The organism is Pedobacter sp. CAN_A7 (assembly GCF_015752175.1).
Lineage (GTDB): Bacteria > Bacteroidota > Bacteroidia > Sphingobacteriales > Sphingobacteriaceae > Pedobacter.
Genome location: NZ_JADOUW010000001.1, coordinates 883,768 through 899,985 on the forward strand (window position 1 = coordinate 883,768; position 16,218 = coordinate 899,985).

Below are 16,218 nucleotides of genomic sequence, written 5' to 3' on the forward strand. Positions count from 1 at the left end.
ACAATTTCTTAAACAAAAACCTATTAAAACATATTCTTGTTCTCACATGCGTGGCATAGAACTTGTGCAGGGCTGTATACACCAACTGTTTATTAACTCCTATGAAAAACAAAATTCTAATAATTGAAGACGAAGAACTTATTTTAACATTTTTACAAAAACGAATTGAAAAAGAGAATTTTGATGTAGATGTTGCCCGAGATGGAAATGAGGCGATCAGCCAAATTGAAAAAAATAAGTATGATTCTATCATCGTAGACCTGATGTTACCTTTCGTATCCGGATTTCAATTAATTGGACATATACGTGCAGATGATAAAAATGAGGAAACACCTATCATCGTTGTATCAGCGCTGGGAAACGAAAGCACCATCATAGAAGCCCTCTCTATTGGCGCAAATGATTTTCTTAAAAAACCAATTGCTTTAAATGTATTGCTTACAAAGCTTAAATTATTAATTGGGGGTACATCTTTATCGTATAACGCATAGTGCTTCCAGGATATCATCATTGGGATACTTTTCTGAATTGGTTTCAGAAATATCCTTTATTCATACAAATTGCACTAGTAGTCATTGTCATCTCCATTATAATGTTTTTGTTAGCCAATGCGCTGTTATCACTTCAACGAATGGTAACAGCTTATAAAGAATCCCGAGTTAATCGGGCTACTACCTTGGTATCGGACGCATTAATTGACAATTTAATGCTGGATGAGAAGGCAGCAGAAAAGGACTTTTTACCCTATGTAGATAGAATAAATTCGCTTGCCATTAAAAGCAGTCTTTTTAACCAGGTTGTCATCGACCAGATTATTTATTACCACCGTAATTTTACTGATAGCACCGAACGCATACTCAAAAGGCTGTTTTCTAACCTGCAATTGAGTGAACGGGTAATTCTTAAACTGAAAAGTGGATCCTGGGAGTTGCAAGCGAAAGGACTGCGGGAAATGCGTGAAATGAAACCCGACTATCCGGTAGATCAATATATTGACCCGATTTTAAATGATCAAAATGATGATTTACGTATTGAGGCGCAATCTACCTACCTCAAACTCCATAAAAACAATCCCTTTGGTTTTTTAGCTATGGCTACCGAAGAATTGTTACCCTGGCACCAAATCTTGTTGTATGAAATCATTATCAATACGCCTGATCTAGCCATTCCGGAATTAAGCACATTCCTGAAATCTAAAAACACATCTGTGATTTCCTTTTCCATTAAACTTGCCGACTATTACCAACAGCTGGAAACAATACCAGATCTAATCGCGCTGTTAGATCATCCTGACCAACAGATTAGGGTAGATACGATTAACGTTTTAGGGAAATTTAATGCAGAAGAGGCTGAACCCTATATGCTTAAAAACTATCCTGAAGAAGAATTGCATGTACAATTACAGGTGCTGCAATCCATAGGTTTAATTAGAAGCGGAAATCAACTCGGGTTTTTAATTGAACAATTTGTAAATGCTACAGAATTCTCTATCGTGAAAACTGCAGGCTGTGCACTCGTGGTATACCCTGAATTTAACACGGATAGCTTAATCAACGATCCACTCCTTTCTGAAGAAAAACAAATCATTATCAGCCATTGCGCTAACACTTTAATTAGAAATTAATGCTCCATCAGTTATTTAATTACATAAGGGAATTCTATGAGGTTTTCATGTTCTATTATGCAACCGTACTCATGCTTTCCTATGCGGGGTTAGTTGTTTTGTCCTTAATCGAAATCCGCAAATACCTTAAACGTCAAAGTTATATAGATTTACGTTCCCTATTAACATCGCCTTACGCACCAGGTATAACAGTGGTAGCGCCTGCTTACAATGAAGGATTAACTATTATTGATAGTGTCCACTCGCTGTTATCGCTCAACTATCCTAAGTTTGAAGTGGTAATTATAAACGATGGAAGTACCGACCATACCCTGCAAAAGTTGATTGATGAATTTAACCTGGAACCCATCGAATATGCTTACAACGAGCAAATTGTAACCAAACCGGTGAAACAAATTTACCGCTCTACAAACCCAGCATTTTTTAACCTGCTCATTGTTGATAAAGAAAATGGGAAAAGTAAGGCTGATGCCTCCAATGCGGGAATTAACGTTTCTTCTTACCCTTATTTTCTATGTACTGACGTTGACTGTATTATCCATAAAGACACCCTTTTAAAGCTTATCAAACCCTTTATAGAAGAAAAAACAAAGGTAATTGCTACCGGCGCTGCCATTAGAATTTCAAACTCCTGCGAAATTAAAAACGGTTTCATGGTTAAGGTTAAAGTACCTAAGGGCTATCTGCCGTTATTTCAGGAACTGGAATACATCAGGGCATTTTTATTGGGCCGCATGGCCTGGAGTAAAATGAATGCATTAATGCTGGTGTCGGGCGGTCTTGGTATGTTTAATAAAGAGATTGCCATTAATGCAGGGGGTTATGATCCTAAATCCTTTGGCGAAGACATGGAACTCATTACCAGAATGCGTATATACATGCATAACCTGAAAGAAAAGTACCTCATTAAATATATTCCAGAATCCCTTTGCTGGACCGAAGTGCCCGCTAACCTTAAAGTGTTTGGCAGTCAGCGTACCCGTTGGTCAAGAGGACTTTCGCAAAACTTATGGATGCATAAAAAGATTATGTTTAACCCTAAATATGGCATTTTTGGAATGGTATCATTTCCCTATTGGCTGTTTTTTGAGTGGCTTGCCCCTATCATTGAAGCCACTGGTATCCTTTATTATATCTATGTAGTAGTTACTGGTCAGATTAACTGGGAATACGCCGTCATTTTACTCATTTATGTGTATAGCTTTTCGGTAATGATTACCATTATGGCGGTACTTTGGGATGAATTAATCCATAAACAATATGGTTCAAAAATGGAAGTTTTCAAGCTCTGCTGCGCTGCACTTTTAGAACCTATTTTCTACCATCCGCTTGTCGTTTTCTTTGCCCTTAAAGGCGACATCTACTCCTTTCTTGGTAAACCCATGGCATGGGGTAATATGCAAAGATCAGGCTTTAAAAAACGTATTAAACGCAGTAAACTTACTTCTAAAAAACCCGTAGAACATGAAAATTAGATTGATGCTATTGCTGTTGAGTATTTTATCAGCCGTAAAGCTGCATGCCCAAAAGGTAGATGTTGATAGCTTGTTCAAAAAAGCTTTATACGAAACCAATGAAAATGCAAATTACCCGAAGGCCTTGGTCCTTGCAAAACAAGCGCTTCGTATCAGTCCGACATATACTGATGTAAAATTATTGGTTGGAAGGTTATATCGGCTGAACGACAAGCCAGATAGTGCCAGGATCATGTTCAATGAAATTCTTCTCGAAGAGCCGGATCATGCCAATGCAAAAAGCTATTTGACTAGCTTAACGAATTCGGAACGTCAACAAAAAATTGATAGCCTTAAAAATAGAGTGAGCATTACCTATAATCCTACTTTTTTTGAAAGAGAAGGTAAAGAATCATGGAACCTGCTGAACGTGTACTACGGAAGGCAAACAAAATATGGTACCATCATCGGGCGGATTAATTATGCCGACCGTTCCTATGACGATGGTTTCCAGTTTGAATTAGAAGCTTATCCGAAACATAAAAACGGTTATTCATTTGTCAATTTCGCTTATTCCAATGCAGCCATTTTCCAAAAATACAGAGCTGCTTATTCTTATCTCCAGAATTTTAAAGGCGGCTGGGAAGGTGAACTAGGTGTTCGCTACCAATATAAATTTGATCACTTATTTAGTTACGGAGGTTCCATAGGTAAGTATATTGGCAGCTATTGGCTTAATTTCAGGGCCTATGTTACGCCCGACGAAAGAAGGGTTTCGCAATCTTATGCCCTTACCGGAAGGTATTACCTGAATACGGCTGACGATTACTTTACAGCGATTATTGGAACGGGAATATCACCTGACGACAGGACCAGAAATTTTAATTTTTCTGAAAGATTGAATAACAAATCTTTTAGACTGAGCCTCGGTTACCAGCAGTTACTTTGGAAACGTAATGTGATTGGTATATTAGGCACTTATAACCGCGAAGAGTATGTTGCAGACCGAAAGGAAAACGAATATGATATCGCGATCAACTTTCAGTACCGCTTTTAATGATCAAACAGACCATCATATTACTTGCTTTTACCATGTTTTCTATAAACCAGTTATCGGCTGCAAGTGATCCTTTGGTCCTCATTTCCAGTGGCAAGTCTGAATATAATATAGTGGTTTCTGCCAGTGCTTCCACAGAAGAGCTTCATGCAGCAGCAACCTTGCAGAACTATCTTAAAAAAGTAAGCGGCCTGCAATTGCCCATCATCAAAGATAGCAACAGTAAGGGTATAAGTGAGATCATTATCGGACATACCAATCGTACCCCTTTAACCGTATTCCAGCATCGTGATGAGTTATTGATCAAGGTAGCGGCAAATCACTTGGCATTGAATGGCGGAGGCACCAAAGGCGTGCTATATGCAGTATACACCTTTCTGGAGCGTTTTTTAGGCTGCCGGAAATATGCAGCTGATTACGAGGTGATCCCCCGTAAAACTACCGTAACCATACCCTCTACCCTTGTTATTCAGGAAAAGCCTGACTTCAACTACCGCGAGGTATATTACCCCGACTCCAAAGACCAAACCTACCTGGACTGGCACAAATTAACACGTTTAGACGATGTCTGGGGCCTATGGGGTCATTCCTTTGATAAATTAGTGCCGTCTAAAACTTACTTCGGTAAACATCCTGAATATTATGCATGGGTTGATGGAACAAGAAAAGCTTCCCAACTATGCCTGAGTAACCCCCAGGTGCTTAAGATCGTTTTACGCAACCTGAAGACGCAAATGGACGACAATCCGCAAATGAAATACTGGTCGGTGAGTCAGAATGACGACCTGGGTTATTGTGAATGCAACCGCTGTAAGGCTGTGGACCAACAAGAAGGTGGGCCTCAAGGCTCCATTATACGGTTCGTCAATAAAGTAGCCAAACAATTTCCAGATAAAATAATATCTACACTTGCTTATACCTATTCGCAAAGAGCACCCTCGCTGACTAAACCAGCAGCAAACGTCCAGGTGATGTTATGTACTATAGACTGTAACCGAAGTAAACCCATTGCCACAGACCCAAGGTCTAACAGCTTTAAAAGGGATTTAAAAAATTGGAGCGGCCTCACTAAAAACTTGTTTGTATGGGATTATAATGTACAGTTTACCAATTATGTAAGTCCCTTTCCAAACTTTGGGGTATTACAGCCAAATGCTGATTTTTTTAAGCTAAACAAAGTTAAAGGCATCTTTTTTCAAGGCTCGGGCGGTACCCCTGCCGAATTCTCTGAGCTGAGGGGTTACTTGTTAGCCAAACTCACCTGGAATTCTAAAGCGGATGTACAACAATTGACTACAGAATTTTTATCGGGCTATTATGGAAAGGCTGCCCCCTTTATACAACAGTATATTACCGATTTAGAAGGCGGTTTAAAAAAAGCAGGTCAGTTACTTGATATCTATGGAAACCCGGTAAGTGTCCACAATACCTACCTGAGCCCTCCACTGCTGGATCATTATGGCAAACTGTTCGACCAGGCTGAACACGCTGTAAAGCATTCGCCAGCGCAGCTTAAACATGTAAAAAAAGCAAGGTTGGCCGTAGAATTTGCTGTTCTTCAGCAATCAAGGTTTTACGGCATGGAAAAACATGGTGCATTTATCCAAAATGAAAATGGAGCATGGATCAGCAAACCTGCCATGGAAAGAAAAGTAAAATCATTCGTTCAAACTGCAATTGCGGCAGACATTACTGAACTTTCTGAAGGCGGGAAAACACCAGATCAGTATGAACAAGAATGGAAGGAGATTTTTAAAGCCGGCCCGAAAGTGCATTTAGCCATAAACGCACCATTGAAGGCGCTGATTCCTTTTAGTGAGGAATACCAAAATAAGGGCATCAAAACTTTGGTGGATGGAAGCAGGGGTTATGCAGACTACCAATACAACTGGCTGGGCTGGTATGGCACGAACATGGAAGTAGTAATCGATCTTGAAAAAGAAACGCCAATTAACCAGGTGAGTACTGGCTTTTTAGAAGACCAGCGCCATTGGGCCTTTCTACCCACTGCGGTAACTTATAGCTTTTCACTTGATGGCGAAAAATATACCAGCATGGAAACTATCCTAGGTCCATTACTTTACGAAAACTACGATATTGCGACTAAGGATTATACCCTTGAATTACCAACAGGGTTTAAATCCAGGTACATTAAAGTTAAAGCTGTAAATATGGTGATACCGCCAGCATGGCGAAATTATAGTGGCAGGAAAACATGGGTTTTTGCCGATGAGATCATGATCCTTTAGTGCTCACTATGCTTTACTGCATGTGTTTGAATCGTTTACTTAAGTGCAACATTTGTGATACTCGATATCAATGTGTATAAAACTGACTACTTAAGCTCGATGCCTAATCATTGCATTCTCTAAGAAATAACTTACATTTACAACTGCTAACCTGAGTGCTAAACCAGTATCCAGGTAATCATTTGACAGCTAACTAAAAATACAATGAGAAGAAATTTGCTAGTGTTATTCATGCTTTTCGCAGTTACCTATTCCCTGCAAGCACAAAAAATACCAACAGCTACCGAAATTGCAACAAAAGGTGTTGCAACGATGGAAAAAAGGCTAAAATTGAACTCTACGCAGAAAAATATTATCTATAATTATACACTTGAACTGACTAAAGACCAGATTGCTTTGGGTAAAAAACAGAAAACAGGTGCGCCTATTGAAGATGACTATACTAAATTCATCAAAAAGCAAAACGAAACTTCGGAAAGCATCAGGAACATCCTGAAACCTGAGCAACAGACAGAGTACGACTTGTACCTGGAGGAACAGTTGCGTGGTGGTAAAAAGAAAAAAGGTAAAAAATCAAAAGACGAGGAAGAAGAAGTGGTTACTGGGATCTCTGGCTTGATCTTGCCTAAGGATTAAGAAGTACTAAACTTTAAGTTACATCGTTTAATTATCACAAGCTGTTAAAGCCCTCCTCATGTAAGTATATACCTCCCTGTGAATCAGGTATAATTACTAAACAGGGTTAAATATAGTTGGCTAAATTTGAATATCGATATAACAATTAATGTATCTGGTTGTTCATCACAAATTAAAAACGCCTGAGAAACTATGAATAAAGTATTATTAATCGACGACGATCTGGATTTGCTTGAAGTTTTATCTTCTGCCTTAGCTTATTTCGGCTTTGAGGTAAAAACAAGCAATCACACAGACGACATTTTATCTATGGTGACGGTGTACCAGCCAGACCTGGTGATTATTGATTATATTATGGAAGGTATAAATGGTGGCGAAATGTGCTCAGCCATTAAAAAGAAAGAATCTACAAAAAACATTCCTGTGATTATTCTATCAGCCTACGACAAAGTGATCAAATCACTTGGAAACTATGGCTGTGACTTATTTATTTCCAAGCCTTTTGATATGCAGGATTTGGTAAAAAAAATTAAACAAGTGATAAGCAAAACACCGGTCTCTTTATAAAACCGGTGCTTTAAAATGGTTAAGATAACGTTTCATCGTCATCTATCTCTTCGCCATTCAGCATATCCAAGTCTTCCTCATCAACATTGGTAGCTTCGTCATCATTAGGTGTAATCTCAAACTCTTCATCATCTGCCAGTTCATTGGCTGTTTCTGTTTCATTCAAATCATCTCCCCCATCTCCCTCATTTTGACTCACTGGTCCGTCGGTGGCTAAAGACTTCGGATCAAAGCCTTGTTCTTGATCTTGCGTTTCGTTGTGATTCAGGTTTTCTTGTTGATTTTCCATAAAATTTATATTTCCTAAGGAACATCCGCAGGCACTTTAAGTTTCCATAAATTATTAATATTCTTTACTTACTTACAGCTTTTATACCACCTGTTTTGTTTCAAACTTTTTATTAGATTTGGTTTAAACAAACTATTATATCATGATAAAACAATTACCTAAATCACCATGGATTCCCCTGGTGGCTGGAGCACTCCTGTTAACGGTGGCTTTCCAGGATCCCCTGCGCAATGATGGCCTGAAATCGGGTGTAAACCTTAAGCACATGGACACAAGTGTTTCACCTGGTGATAACTTTACCAGATATGTTAACGGTGGCTGGTCAAAAGTAACTACCATCCCTTCCGACAAGGCATCGTATGGAGCCAGCTCGATCATTAACGATAAGGCTCAGGAAAATGTACGTACCATTATAGAAAATGCAGCAAAAGGTAACCCTAAGGAAGGCAGTGAAGAGCAAAAGATTGGCGATTACTACGAATCCTTTATGAACATGAAAGATAGGGACGCTGTAGGTCTAAAACCATTGCAGGAAGAGTTTAAAAAGATTGATGCACTGAACAACGCAAAAGATTTAGCGGCTTATTTCTCTTATGCCAATATGGTGGGCAACATGATTCCATTTAATGTAGGGGTCATTGAAGATTTTAAAGACCCAAACAAATACATGGTTTATACCTGGCAGGGTGGTTTAGGTTTACCCGACCGCGAATATTACTTGCAAACAGATGCTAAATCTGTGGCTTTACGCGAGAAGTATGTTGCCCATGTAGAAAGCATGCTCAAATTAGCCGGATTACCGGATGCTAAAGCTAAAGCCGCTGAGGTAATGGCGTTAGAAACCGCAATGGCTGGTAAACAAATGAAAAAAGAAGAGACCAGAAACATGGCTGGTTTATACAATAAATACGCGGTAAAGGACCTAAAAACATTAATGCCCGACTTCGATTGGACTACTTTAATTGCCGAAGCTGGTATTAAGAACCTTGACAGCATGGTGGTAACACAAGTGGCTTATACCAAAGACCTGAATGCCATTTTAAAGAACACGCCTATTTCAACCTGGAAAACTTATTTGAAATGGAGCGCAACTACAGGTGCTGCTACCTCGCTAACTTCAGCGATAGACCAGCAACATTTTAATTTCTATTCGAACACCTTAAACGGTATCAAAACCCAAAGACCAGCCTGGCGCCGTGCGGTAGGTGTGGTAAACGGTAACCTGGGTGAAATGGTTGGTAAAGTGTATGTGCAAAAACATTTCTCGCCGGCAGCTAAGGAACGTATGTTGAAATTAGTAGACAACTTATTAAAAGCCTACGCATCCAGCATTAAAGATCTGGATTGGATGAGTGATGAGACCAAAATAGAAGCCCTTAATAAACTCAGTAAGTTTACGCCAAAAATTGGCTATCCAGATAAATGGAGAGATTACAGCAGCCTGAAAATTGTTAAAAACGACCTTTATGGAAATAATAAACGTTCTGCAGCTTTCGAATACAACCGAAACCTGAACAAATTAGGTAAACCGGTAGACAAAACAGAATGGGGCATGACACCCCAAACGGTAAATGCTTATTACAACCCTACATTGAATGAAATTGTGTTTCCCGCAGCAATTTTACAACCCCCATTTTTTGATATGGAAGCCGAAGATGCGGTTAACTATGGTGGTATTGGTGGGGTAATCGGCCATGAAATTGGTCACGGTTTCGATGATCAGGGAAGCACCTTTGATGGCAACGGTGTGATGCGTAACTGGTGGACAGCCACAGATGAAAGTGAGTTCAAGAAAAGAACCAACGCTTTAGTAGCGCAATACAGCGATTTTCAGGTGTTCCCAGACCTGAAGGTTAATGGCGCATTTACGTTAGGTGAAAACATTGGTGACCTTGGTGGCTTAAGCATTGCATTAAAAGCCTACCAGAGCAGCTTAAACGGCAAACCAGCCCCAGTATTAGATGGCTTTACCGGTGTGCAACGTGTATTTATAGGATGGGCACAGGTTTGGTTAAACAAAACCAACGATGAGGCCCTGAGAAACCAGGTGAACACCGATCCACATTCGCCGGCAACTTTCCGTGTAAATGGTGTGGTTCGTAACATTCCAGAATTTTACACCGCGTTCGATGTAAAACCATCAGATTCTTTATACCTGGCTCCAGAGAAAAGAGTTAAAATCTGGTAAGGTTTGATTAATGCTCAAATATAGCTTGACAAACAAAGCAATTTGATGGCTTGATCAAAGGATAATTCAGCAAATATGAGCACAACAGAAAGGCCGTTTCATGATCATAAATCATCATTGATACGGCCTTTTGATGTATAGGCAAAAAGGGAATTTGTTATAGAGGCAACTACCGCTTTTGTTGTTTTAAATACGTCTGCAGTTCTGCCGGACGGTCAGTCTGCAAAATAGCAGGCTGTAATTTTAACAACCAACCCCAACTTTGCTCCTCTTCGCCCTGTTCAACTGCACGGTCGTCGTCGTGGCCCCCATTTAATGAAGGCCACAAACTGTTTAACCACAATACCTGTTTTTCGGCCAGGCTTGGCAGTGCTTTGATGCTGCTTAACGTATCGGTATCAAATATAGGCTGGATGATGCTACGTTTACGGGTTTTATAACTCTCGATGATCGACAGGGCATCGGGGCGTTTCATGGCCACCACCACCATCACATACACATCATCAGGTAAATTTAAAGATTTTTGCAATTCCTGATAAGGGGTGTTGTCATTCACGTTAACAATGGTTTGACCGGTAGTGCCGGTTTGTTTTAAAAGTTCGATCACTTGTGACAGGTAATGATTGCCTTTGTCTACATTGATAATCACTTTGCCTTTGGCTACCGCTAACATTTCCGCTAACGTAGGAATTTGATGCGGGGTAACACGACCCAATCCATTTCTCAACCTTAATTTCTTAAGTTCAGCCAGGGTATAGTCGCCGGGTTTACCTTTAGCATTAGTGGTGCGGTCGATAGTATTATCATGCATGACTACCAATACACTGTCTTTACTCATTTTCACATCCAGTTCCATAATATCATAGCCTTTTTCAATGCTGTTGGTTAAAGACATGATGGAATTTTCTGGTGTATGGCGCCAGTCGCCACGATGAGCTGCAACCAGGACTTTTTTATTCGCCGGATTAAAGATGGCAGCCAATTTTTGATCAGGGTGCTGCTGCGCGTTGCTGGTTAGCACTAGGAAAACCATGCTAACCGCTATAATGTGTTTTTTATATTTTTCGATCATTTGGATGTTTAATATACTGTTTATAAGTTATAACGATTCTTAAAAGTTAAAACGCTTCCCAGCATGAGGCTGGGAAGCGTTTTAATAAATTAGTTGACCAGCGTTTAGTAACCCGGATTTTGATACATTTTAGCCGGATCTAATTTCACCTCATCAAATGGAATCGGGTAATACCAGTCTTTAGTACTGATGTTTGACAATTTAGCATTGCCATAATCAACCTGAGGTTTTGCTTTAAAATAAGTAACCAGTTCAGCTGGCGTAAATGCCCTTAACAAATCAAACCAACGGTGGTGTTCAAAAGCAAGTTCTACCCTTCTTTCATGTAAAATAGCTAGTTTTAAAGTAGGATATTTTGTACGATAGGCAGGATTTAAACTTGCTACCGCGTAAGCAGGCATACCCGCACGGGTTCTCACCATATCTAAATATTGTATAGCCTGTGCATTGTTACCCATTAAATTGTTTACTTCAGCCAGCATTAAGATCACATCAGCATAACGCATCATAATCCAGTCATTACCACCGTAACCGTTAACACCTGCTGCAGAACTCGCATCGCGAAACTTGGTAATAAACCAATCTTTTACAGCCGGATCGTTTGCATATTTTACGGAGTAGTCTTTTCTAAGGTCACCTGCTTCATAATCGTTAACGAGGTCGTGTTTTACATTTGCACCTATGCCAGTTGATACTTTTAAAGAGTTGATATTTTCACCTTTTGCCTGGTTATCAGCTGCTAGGCCAGAGCTATAATTCAAGTCCCCTTGTCGGTAAGCAATCTGGAAGATCACCTCTTTATTGCTGGTTTTTTTGGTCACATCGAATACATCAGCATAAGGAATTTCGGCTAATTGTCCGAAGCTACGCAAGTTATAAGCCGCTAACAAGTGTGTATTAGCCAATTCTAAATTAGCCGCTTTGTTATCCTTTAAAGTCGTAGCCATGGTTAAGTATACTTTACCCAGGTAAGCATTTAGCCCAGCTTTTGAGATTCGGCCAACGCCGGCAGCCGATTGAAGATTAGGCAAACTACTGTTTAAGCCATCCTTAAGGTCGTTTACAATTTGCGCATAAACTTCTTCTTCAGGCACACGAAAGGTAAGTGCCGCTACTTCTTCCATGGTGCTTAACTGTTCCGTAACCAGGGGTACTGCACCCCATTTACGTACCAGTTCAAAATACATGAGGGCGCGTACAAACTTGGCTTCGCCGGCATAAACATCTTTGTTAGCCGGGGTATTAAAAGTTACCTTATCGATGTTTGACAAGATAACATTGGTTCTGGAAATACTCTGGTATAAAGAAGACCAGTGGGTACGCAGGTAGGAGTTTGCAGGTAATATAGAAAAATCGTTGAATTGGAAAGGCTCACCAGCATTGGACTGGTTATCGTCTCTGCCCCTGTCGTCAGATCGTTCATCAGTAAACAGGTGACTACCTTCACCAACCGTATTGCCGCTTCTTAACGACTGGTAAGCACCATTTACGGCCAGAAGGATATCATTTTCTGTTTTAAAATAATCATCTACAGTAACGGCATTCGGATCTGTTTGTTCCAGAAATTCTTTTTTACATGCACCTAAGCACAACACCAGGCTTAAGGATACTAACTTTATGTATTGTTTCATGTTTTTATTCTTTAAAAAGTAAGTTTTAAGCCAAGATTGTATGTTCTGGCTAATGGATAGTTACCATAATCTACACCGGGTGTTAAGTTTGAACCCCCGCTGTAATCTACTTCAGGATTGTATCCTTTGTAATCGGTGATGGTAAAAACGTTATCTACACTGGCATACAACCTGATTCTGCTCACTTTAAGGCTTTCTGCGGCCGATTGTGGTAAGCTGTAACCTAAGGTGATATTGGTCATTCTTAAATAAGAACCATCCTGGATATAGAATGTAGACAAACGTGTACTGTTACTTTGCGTACCCGCTCTGGAAGCACGATACACCTCACCATTACCAGGATTAGCGGCGTTACGGTAACGGTCTGCTGCAGAAGCATATTGGTTACCTGAACCTTCCATATTGTATAAATAGTAATCCTGTCCGTCTAACACCTGGTTTCCCTGAGATCCGTTAAATGAAGCACGTAAATCGAAGGTTTTGTAAGCCGTATTTAAGGCAAATCCATAAGTGAATTTTGCATGGGGAGTGCCGATCACGGTTTTATCAAGGTCATTAACAATACCATTACCATCAGTATCCTGGAAATAAAGATCACCGATTTTAAGTGGATTGGTTGACGCTGCAGAAGGTGCAACCTGGTTAATATTTTCTGCAGTAACCAGTCCTAATACCTTAAATCCGTAGAACATACCAACGGGCTGACCCTCCTGTGTGATGTGTGTATTATAAGAACGTTCAGCACCGTTAGTCAGGATGGTACTTGCTCCGCCCATATCCAGCACTTTGTTGCGGTTAACGGAGATGTTTCCACTTAAGCCAAGAGAGAAGTCGCCACTTTCGATAATGCGACCGTCTAACTGTAAATCAAAACCACTGTTTTTGATTTTACTATCCTTCAGGTTGGTTAAAATGGTATTTGTTCCGGCGATAGCCGAGATGCTTTGGTTAAACAATAAGTTATATGAATGACTTAAATAATAATTGGCAATCACCGCTAAGCGACCCTGGAACAAGGAAATATCGGTACCGAAGTTGAACTGTGAAGTAGATTCCCAGCCTAAATTCTCATCTTTAATGGAATTGGCCCAAATGGCTGTAGAAATAGCATTACCAATAACAACGCCCTCTGGTGAACGCATGTATTGTTGCTGGTTATAATTACCAATGTTATTGTTTCCACTTAAACCCCAGCTGGCCCTTAATTTAACAGAGGACTGCTCGCCAAGGAAATCGTTATAAAAACCTTCTTCCGACAAACTCCATCCTGCAGCAACCGATGGGAAGTTACCCCATTTGTTTAATGCACCAAATCTGGAAGAACCGTCGCGACGGAATGAACCTGTTAGGAAATATTTACCTTGGTAGTTATAGTTGAAACGGCCAAAATAGGACAATAAGGTATAAGCAGATTTAGAAGCATCATCTAAAGCAAAGAAACTTGGATCAGCACCTTTATCGGAAATTTCGCCGATGTTATCATTTTGAAAGCCTCTGGCTGATACTTTCAACAGATCACTGCTTGTTTTTTGAGCAGAATAACCTCCCAATAAATCAATTTTATGATCACCGAAGGTTTTATTATAATTTAAGGTCAACTCACCCAATTGATCAGTTTGTTGTAAAGTTTGTGCTGTAGCTTTGGCTGCAGCTAAGGAAGCAGCAGAATATGGCGCATTGTTACCATTGCTTAAACTGGTAGGCAGGTAGTAATCATACTTCTCATTATACGTTTGCATGCCCACATTCGCTTTTAGGTTTAATCCTTCCAGAATGTTGTAAGTAGCATTGGCATTATAGGTACTTCTGTTTCCTTTACGGGTAATTTTCATTTGTTGTACCGTGGCCAAAGGATTCTCTGGATTTTGTATACCATATTGAGAAGAAAGTGCACCCATCCCAAACTGGATTGGTGTGCCATTCTCATTTGTTGCAGGTAAGGTGGGCAGGTAAATTAAGGCCGACATCATTGGGCTTAAATTATAACGACCTTCCTGCACTTCGCGGTTATTATTTTGAGTATAGGAAAGGTTAGCCCCTACGCTTAACCTTTCGCTTACTTTACCATCGATATTTGCGCGGAAGTTGATTGCTTTTTGATTGGTATTGGTTACAATACCATCGTTATCCTGGTAACCACCACTTAAGAAATAACGTACGTCCTTATTTCCACCGGAAAAAGCCAGGTTGTGGCGTTGAAAAAAAGCATTTCTATACAGCTCATCCTGCCAATCGGTATTATATAGCGATTGCTTTGCCGTTTGTGTTGTAAAATCATAGTATTCGGCAGGGATGCTCACGCTGCTTCCATTACCTACATTGGCAATACGGGTAGCGTTGTTATCGGAAAACATGGCATCTGTCCAGGTTTTACCACCATTAACCACCAGGTCTTTGTAAGCATTGTTACGACCATCTATTAATAATTGGGTATAACCATCAGCATCGAGTAAGTCGACCTTTTTAGCCAGTTGAGAGATTCCGGTTTGAACATCATATTCAAAAGTACCTTTACCTTCTTTACCACGTTTTGTCGTAATTAACACTACACCACCTGAGGCCCTGGAGCCATAAATGGCAGCAGAAGCCGCATCCTTCAAGATGTCGATGGTTTCAATGTCCTCTGGATTAATAAAAACGTTATTTCCTGCTGGATAGCCGTCAATCACGTACAAAGGATCGGAACTTGCATTGATCGAACCTACCCCCCTCACCCTGATTTTGGTCCCTGAGTAAGGTGCACCGCTGGTTTGAGATACCTGTACCCCAGCTACTTTACCCACTAAAGCCTGGCCAACGGTTGGTGAGGTTAAATTTAATTCACTGGCTTTAACACTGCTTATGGCGCCGGTAACATCGGATTTCCTCACCCTTTGGTAACCAATAGACACTTCTTCTAAAGCGTTGCTATTTTCAAGTAAAGTAATGTTTAAATTCCGTTTTTGCGATACGGTAACCTCTTGTGAAACATAACCGATAAACGAGAAAACAAGTGTTTGTCCGGCTTCCATTGAAATAGTATACTTACCATTCTGATCAGTTACAGTGCCTTTTTTAGAAGTTTTTTCGTAAACACTTACACCTGGCAAGGGTTGCCTCTGGGCATCAGTAATGGTGCCTTCAATGGTGATACTGGCTTGTTTAGCCTGTATAGTTAGATTAGATTTTTCTAGCGTATACCGGTTTGAAATGTTGGAATAAGCCATACCCGGCGTGTTGCATAAGGCAAGTAGCGATAAGGGTACAATTAGTTTCCGACAAATACTGCGGGTATTTGAAGTGAATAAAAGTGATTTCATTTGCTTGTGGTTTGTAGAGTATTCATCAGCATATTCTTTTTAGCTGATGGCGCAAATGTAACCTTGCCATGTAAACCCAGTGTTAGGTTAAGCTTATCTTGGGGTTAACATCACCTTAACGGAATCTTCGCTATTAATTTTAAATTTATTAC

General features: G+C 40.1%; 12 protein-coding genes. 8 read left to right on the top strand and 4 right to left on the bottom strand.

Annotated features, from left to right (window positions below; genetic code table 11):
• Positions 1 to 101 precede the first annotated feature (101 nt).
• The 7 genes from IWX76_RS03990 to IWX76_RS04020 all read left to right on the top strand — a co-directional run bounded on the left by IWX76_RS03990 (position 102) and on the right by IWX76_RS04020 (position 7,587).
• Positions 102 to 491, top strand: coding sequence for a response regulator transcription factor (locus IWX76_RS03990; RefSeq protein ID WP_196858571.1), 390 nt, complete (start codon positions 102 to 104; stop codon positions 489 to 491).
• Positions 492 to 631: 140 nt separating this feature from the next.
• On the top strand, positions 632 to 1,624 hold the full coding sequence (locus IWX76_RS03995; protein ID WP_196858572.1) for a HEAT repeat domain-containing protein: 993 nt from the start codon (positions 632 to 634) through the stop codon (positions 1,622 to 1,624).
• Positions 1,624 to 3,099: a glycosyltransferase family 2 protein gene (locus IWX76_RS04000; RefSeq protein ID WP_196858573.1), complete on the top strand. Its 1,476-nt coding sequence runs from the start codon at positions 1,624 to 1,626 to the stop codon at positions 3,097 to 3,099. Before IWX76_RS03995 ends, IWX76_RS04000 begins: the two co-directional genes overlap by 1 nt.
• Positions 3,089 to 4,135: a YaiO family outer membrane beta-barrel protein gene (locus IWX76_RS04005; RefSeq protein ID WP_196858574.1), complete on the top strand. Its 1,047-nt coding sequence runs from the start codon at positions 3,089 to 3,091 to the stop codon at positions 4,133 to 4,135. Before IWX76_RS04000 ends, IWX76_RS04005 begins: the two co-directional genes overlap by 11 nt.
• A complete protein-coding gene (locus tag IWX76_RS04010; protein ID WP_196858575.1) occupies positions 4,135 to 6,384 on the top strand; it encodes a DUF4838 domain-containing protein in 2,250 nt (749 codons plus the stop codon). Before IWX76_RS04005 ends, IWX76_RS04010 begins: the two co-directional genes overlap by 1 nt.
• Before the next feature lie 204 nt (positions 6,385 to 6,588).
• Positions 6,589 to 7,020 carry a hypothetical protein gene (locus IWX76_RS04015; protein WP_196858576.1) on the top strand — a complete coding sequence of 144 codons (432 nt, stop codon included), beginning with the start codon at positions 6,589 to 6,591 and terminating at the stop codon, positions 7,018 to 7,020.
• A 192-nt stretch (positions 7,021 to 7,212) separates the two neighbouring features.
• Entirely contained in the window at positions 7,213 to 7,587 is a 375-nt protein-coding gene (locus IWX76_RS04020) for a response regulator (RefSeq protein ID WP_196858577.1), read from the top strand.
• Positions 7,588 to 7,606: 19 nt separating this feature from the next.
• Here the strand turns inward: IWX76_RS04020 and IWX76_RS04025 are convergent, their stop codons facing one another.
• Complete coding sequence (locus IWX76_RS04025) at positions 7,607 to 7,876, bottom strand: hypothetical protein (protein WP_196858578.1); 270 nt, start codon at positions 7,874 to 7,876, stop codon at positions 7,607 to 7,609.
• A 142-nt stretch (positions 7,877 to 8,018) separates the two neighbouring features.
• Here IWX76_RS04025 and IWX76_RS04030 point away from each other — a divergent pair, with 142 nt between their 5' ends.
• On the top strand, positions 8,019 to 10,064 hold the full coding sequence (locus tag IWX76_RS04030; protein WP_196858579.1) for a M13 family metallopeptidase: 2,046 nt from the start codon (positions 8,019 to 8,021) through the stop codon (positions 10,062 to 10,064).
• 169 nt (positions 10,065 to 10,233) lie between these two features.
• Here the strand turns inward: IWX76_RS04030 and IWX76_RS04035 are convergent, their stop codons facing one another.
• The 3 genes from IWX76_RS04035 to IWX76_RS04045 form a co-directional block, all read right to left on the bottom strand.
• Positions 10,234 to 11,136: a glycerophosphodiester phosphodiesterase family protein gene (locus IWX76_RS04035; RefSeq protein ID WP_196858580.1), complete on the bottom strand. Its 903-nt coding sequence runs from the start codon at positions 11,134 to 11,136 to the stop codon at positions 10,234 to 10,236.
• Between the two features lie 104 nt (positions 11,137 to 11,240).
• Positions 11,241 to 12,767, bottom strand: a complete 1,527-nt coding sequence (locus tag IWX76_RS04040) for a RagB/SusD family nutrient uptake outer membrane protein (RefSeq protein ID WP_196858581.1) — start codon at positions 12,765 to 12,767, stop codon at positions 11,241 to 11,243.
• Between the two features lie 11 nt (positions 12,768 to 12,778).
• Entirely contained in the window at positions 12,779 to 16,066 is a 3,288-nt protein-coding gene (locus tag IWX76_RS04045; RefSeq protein ID WP_196858582.1) for a SusC/RagA family TonB-linked outer membrane protein, read from the bottom strand.
• Positions 16,067 to 16,218: the final 152 nt, after the last annotated feature.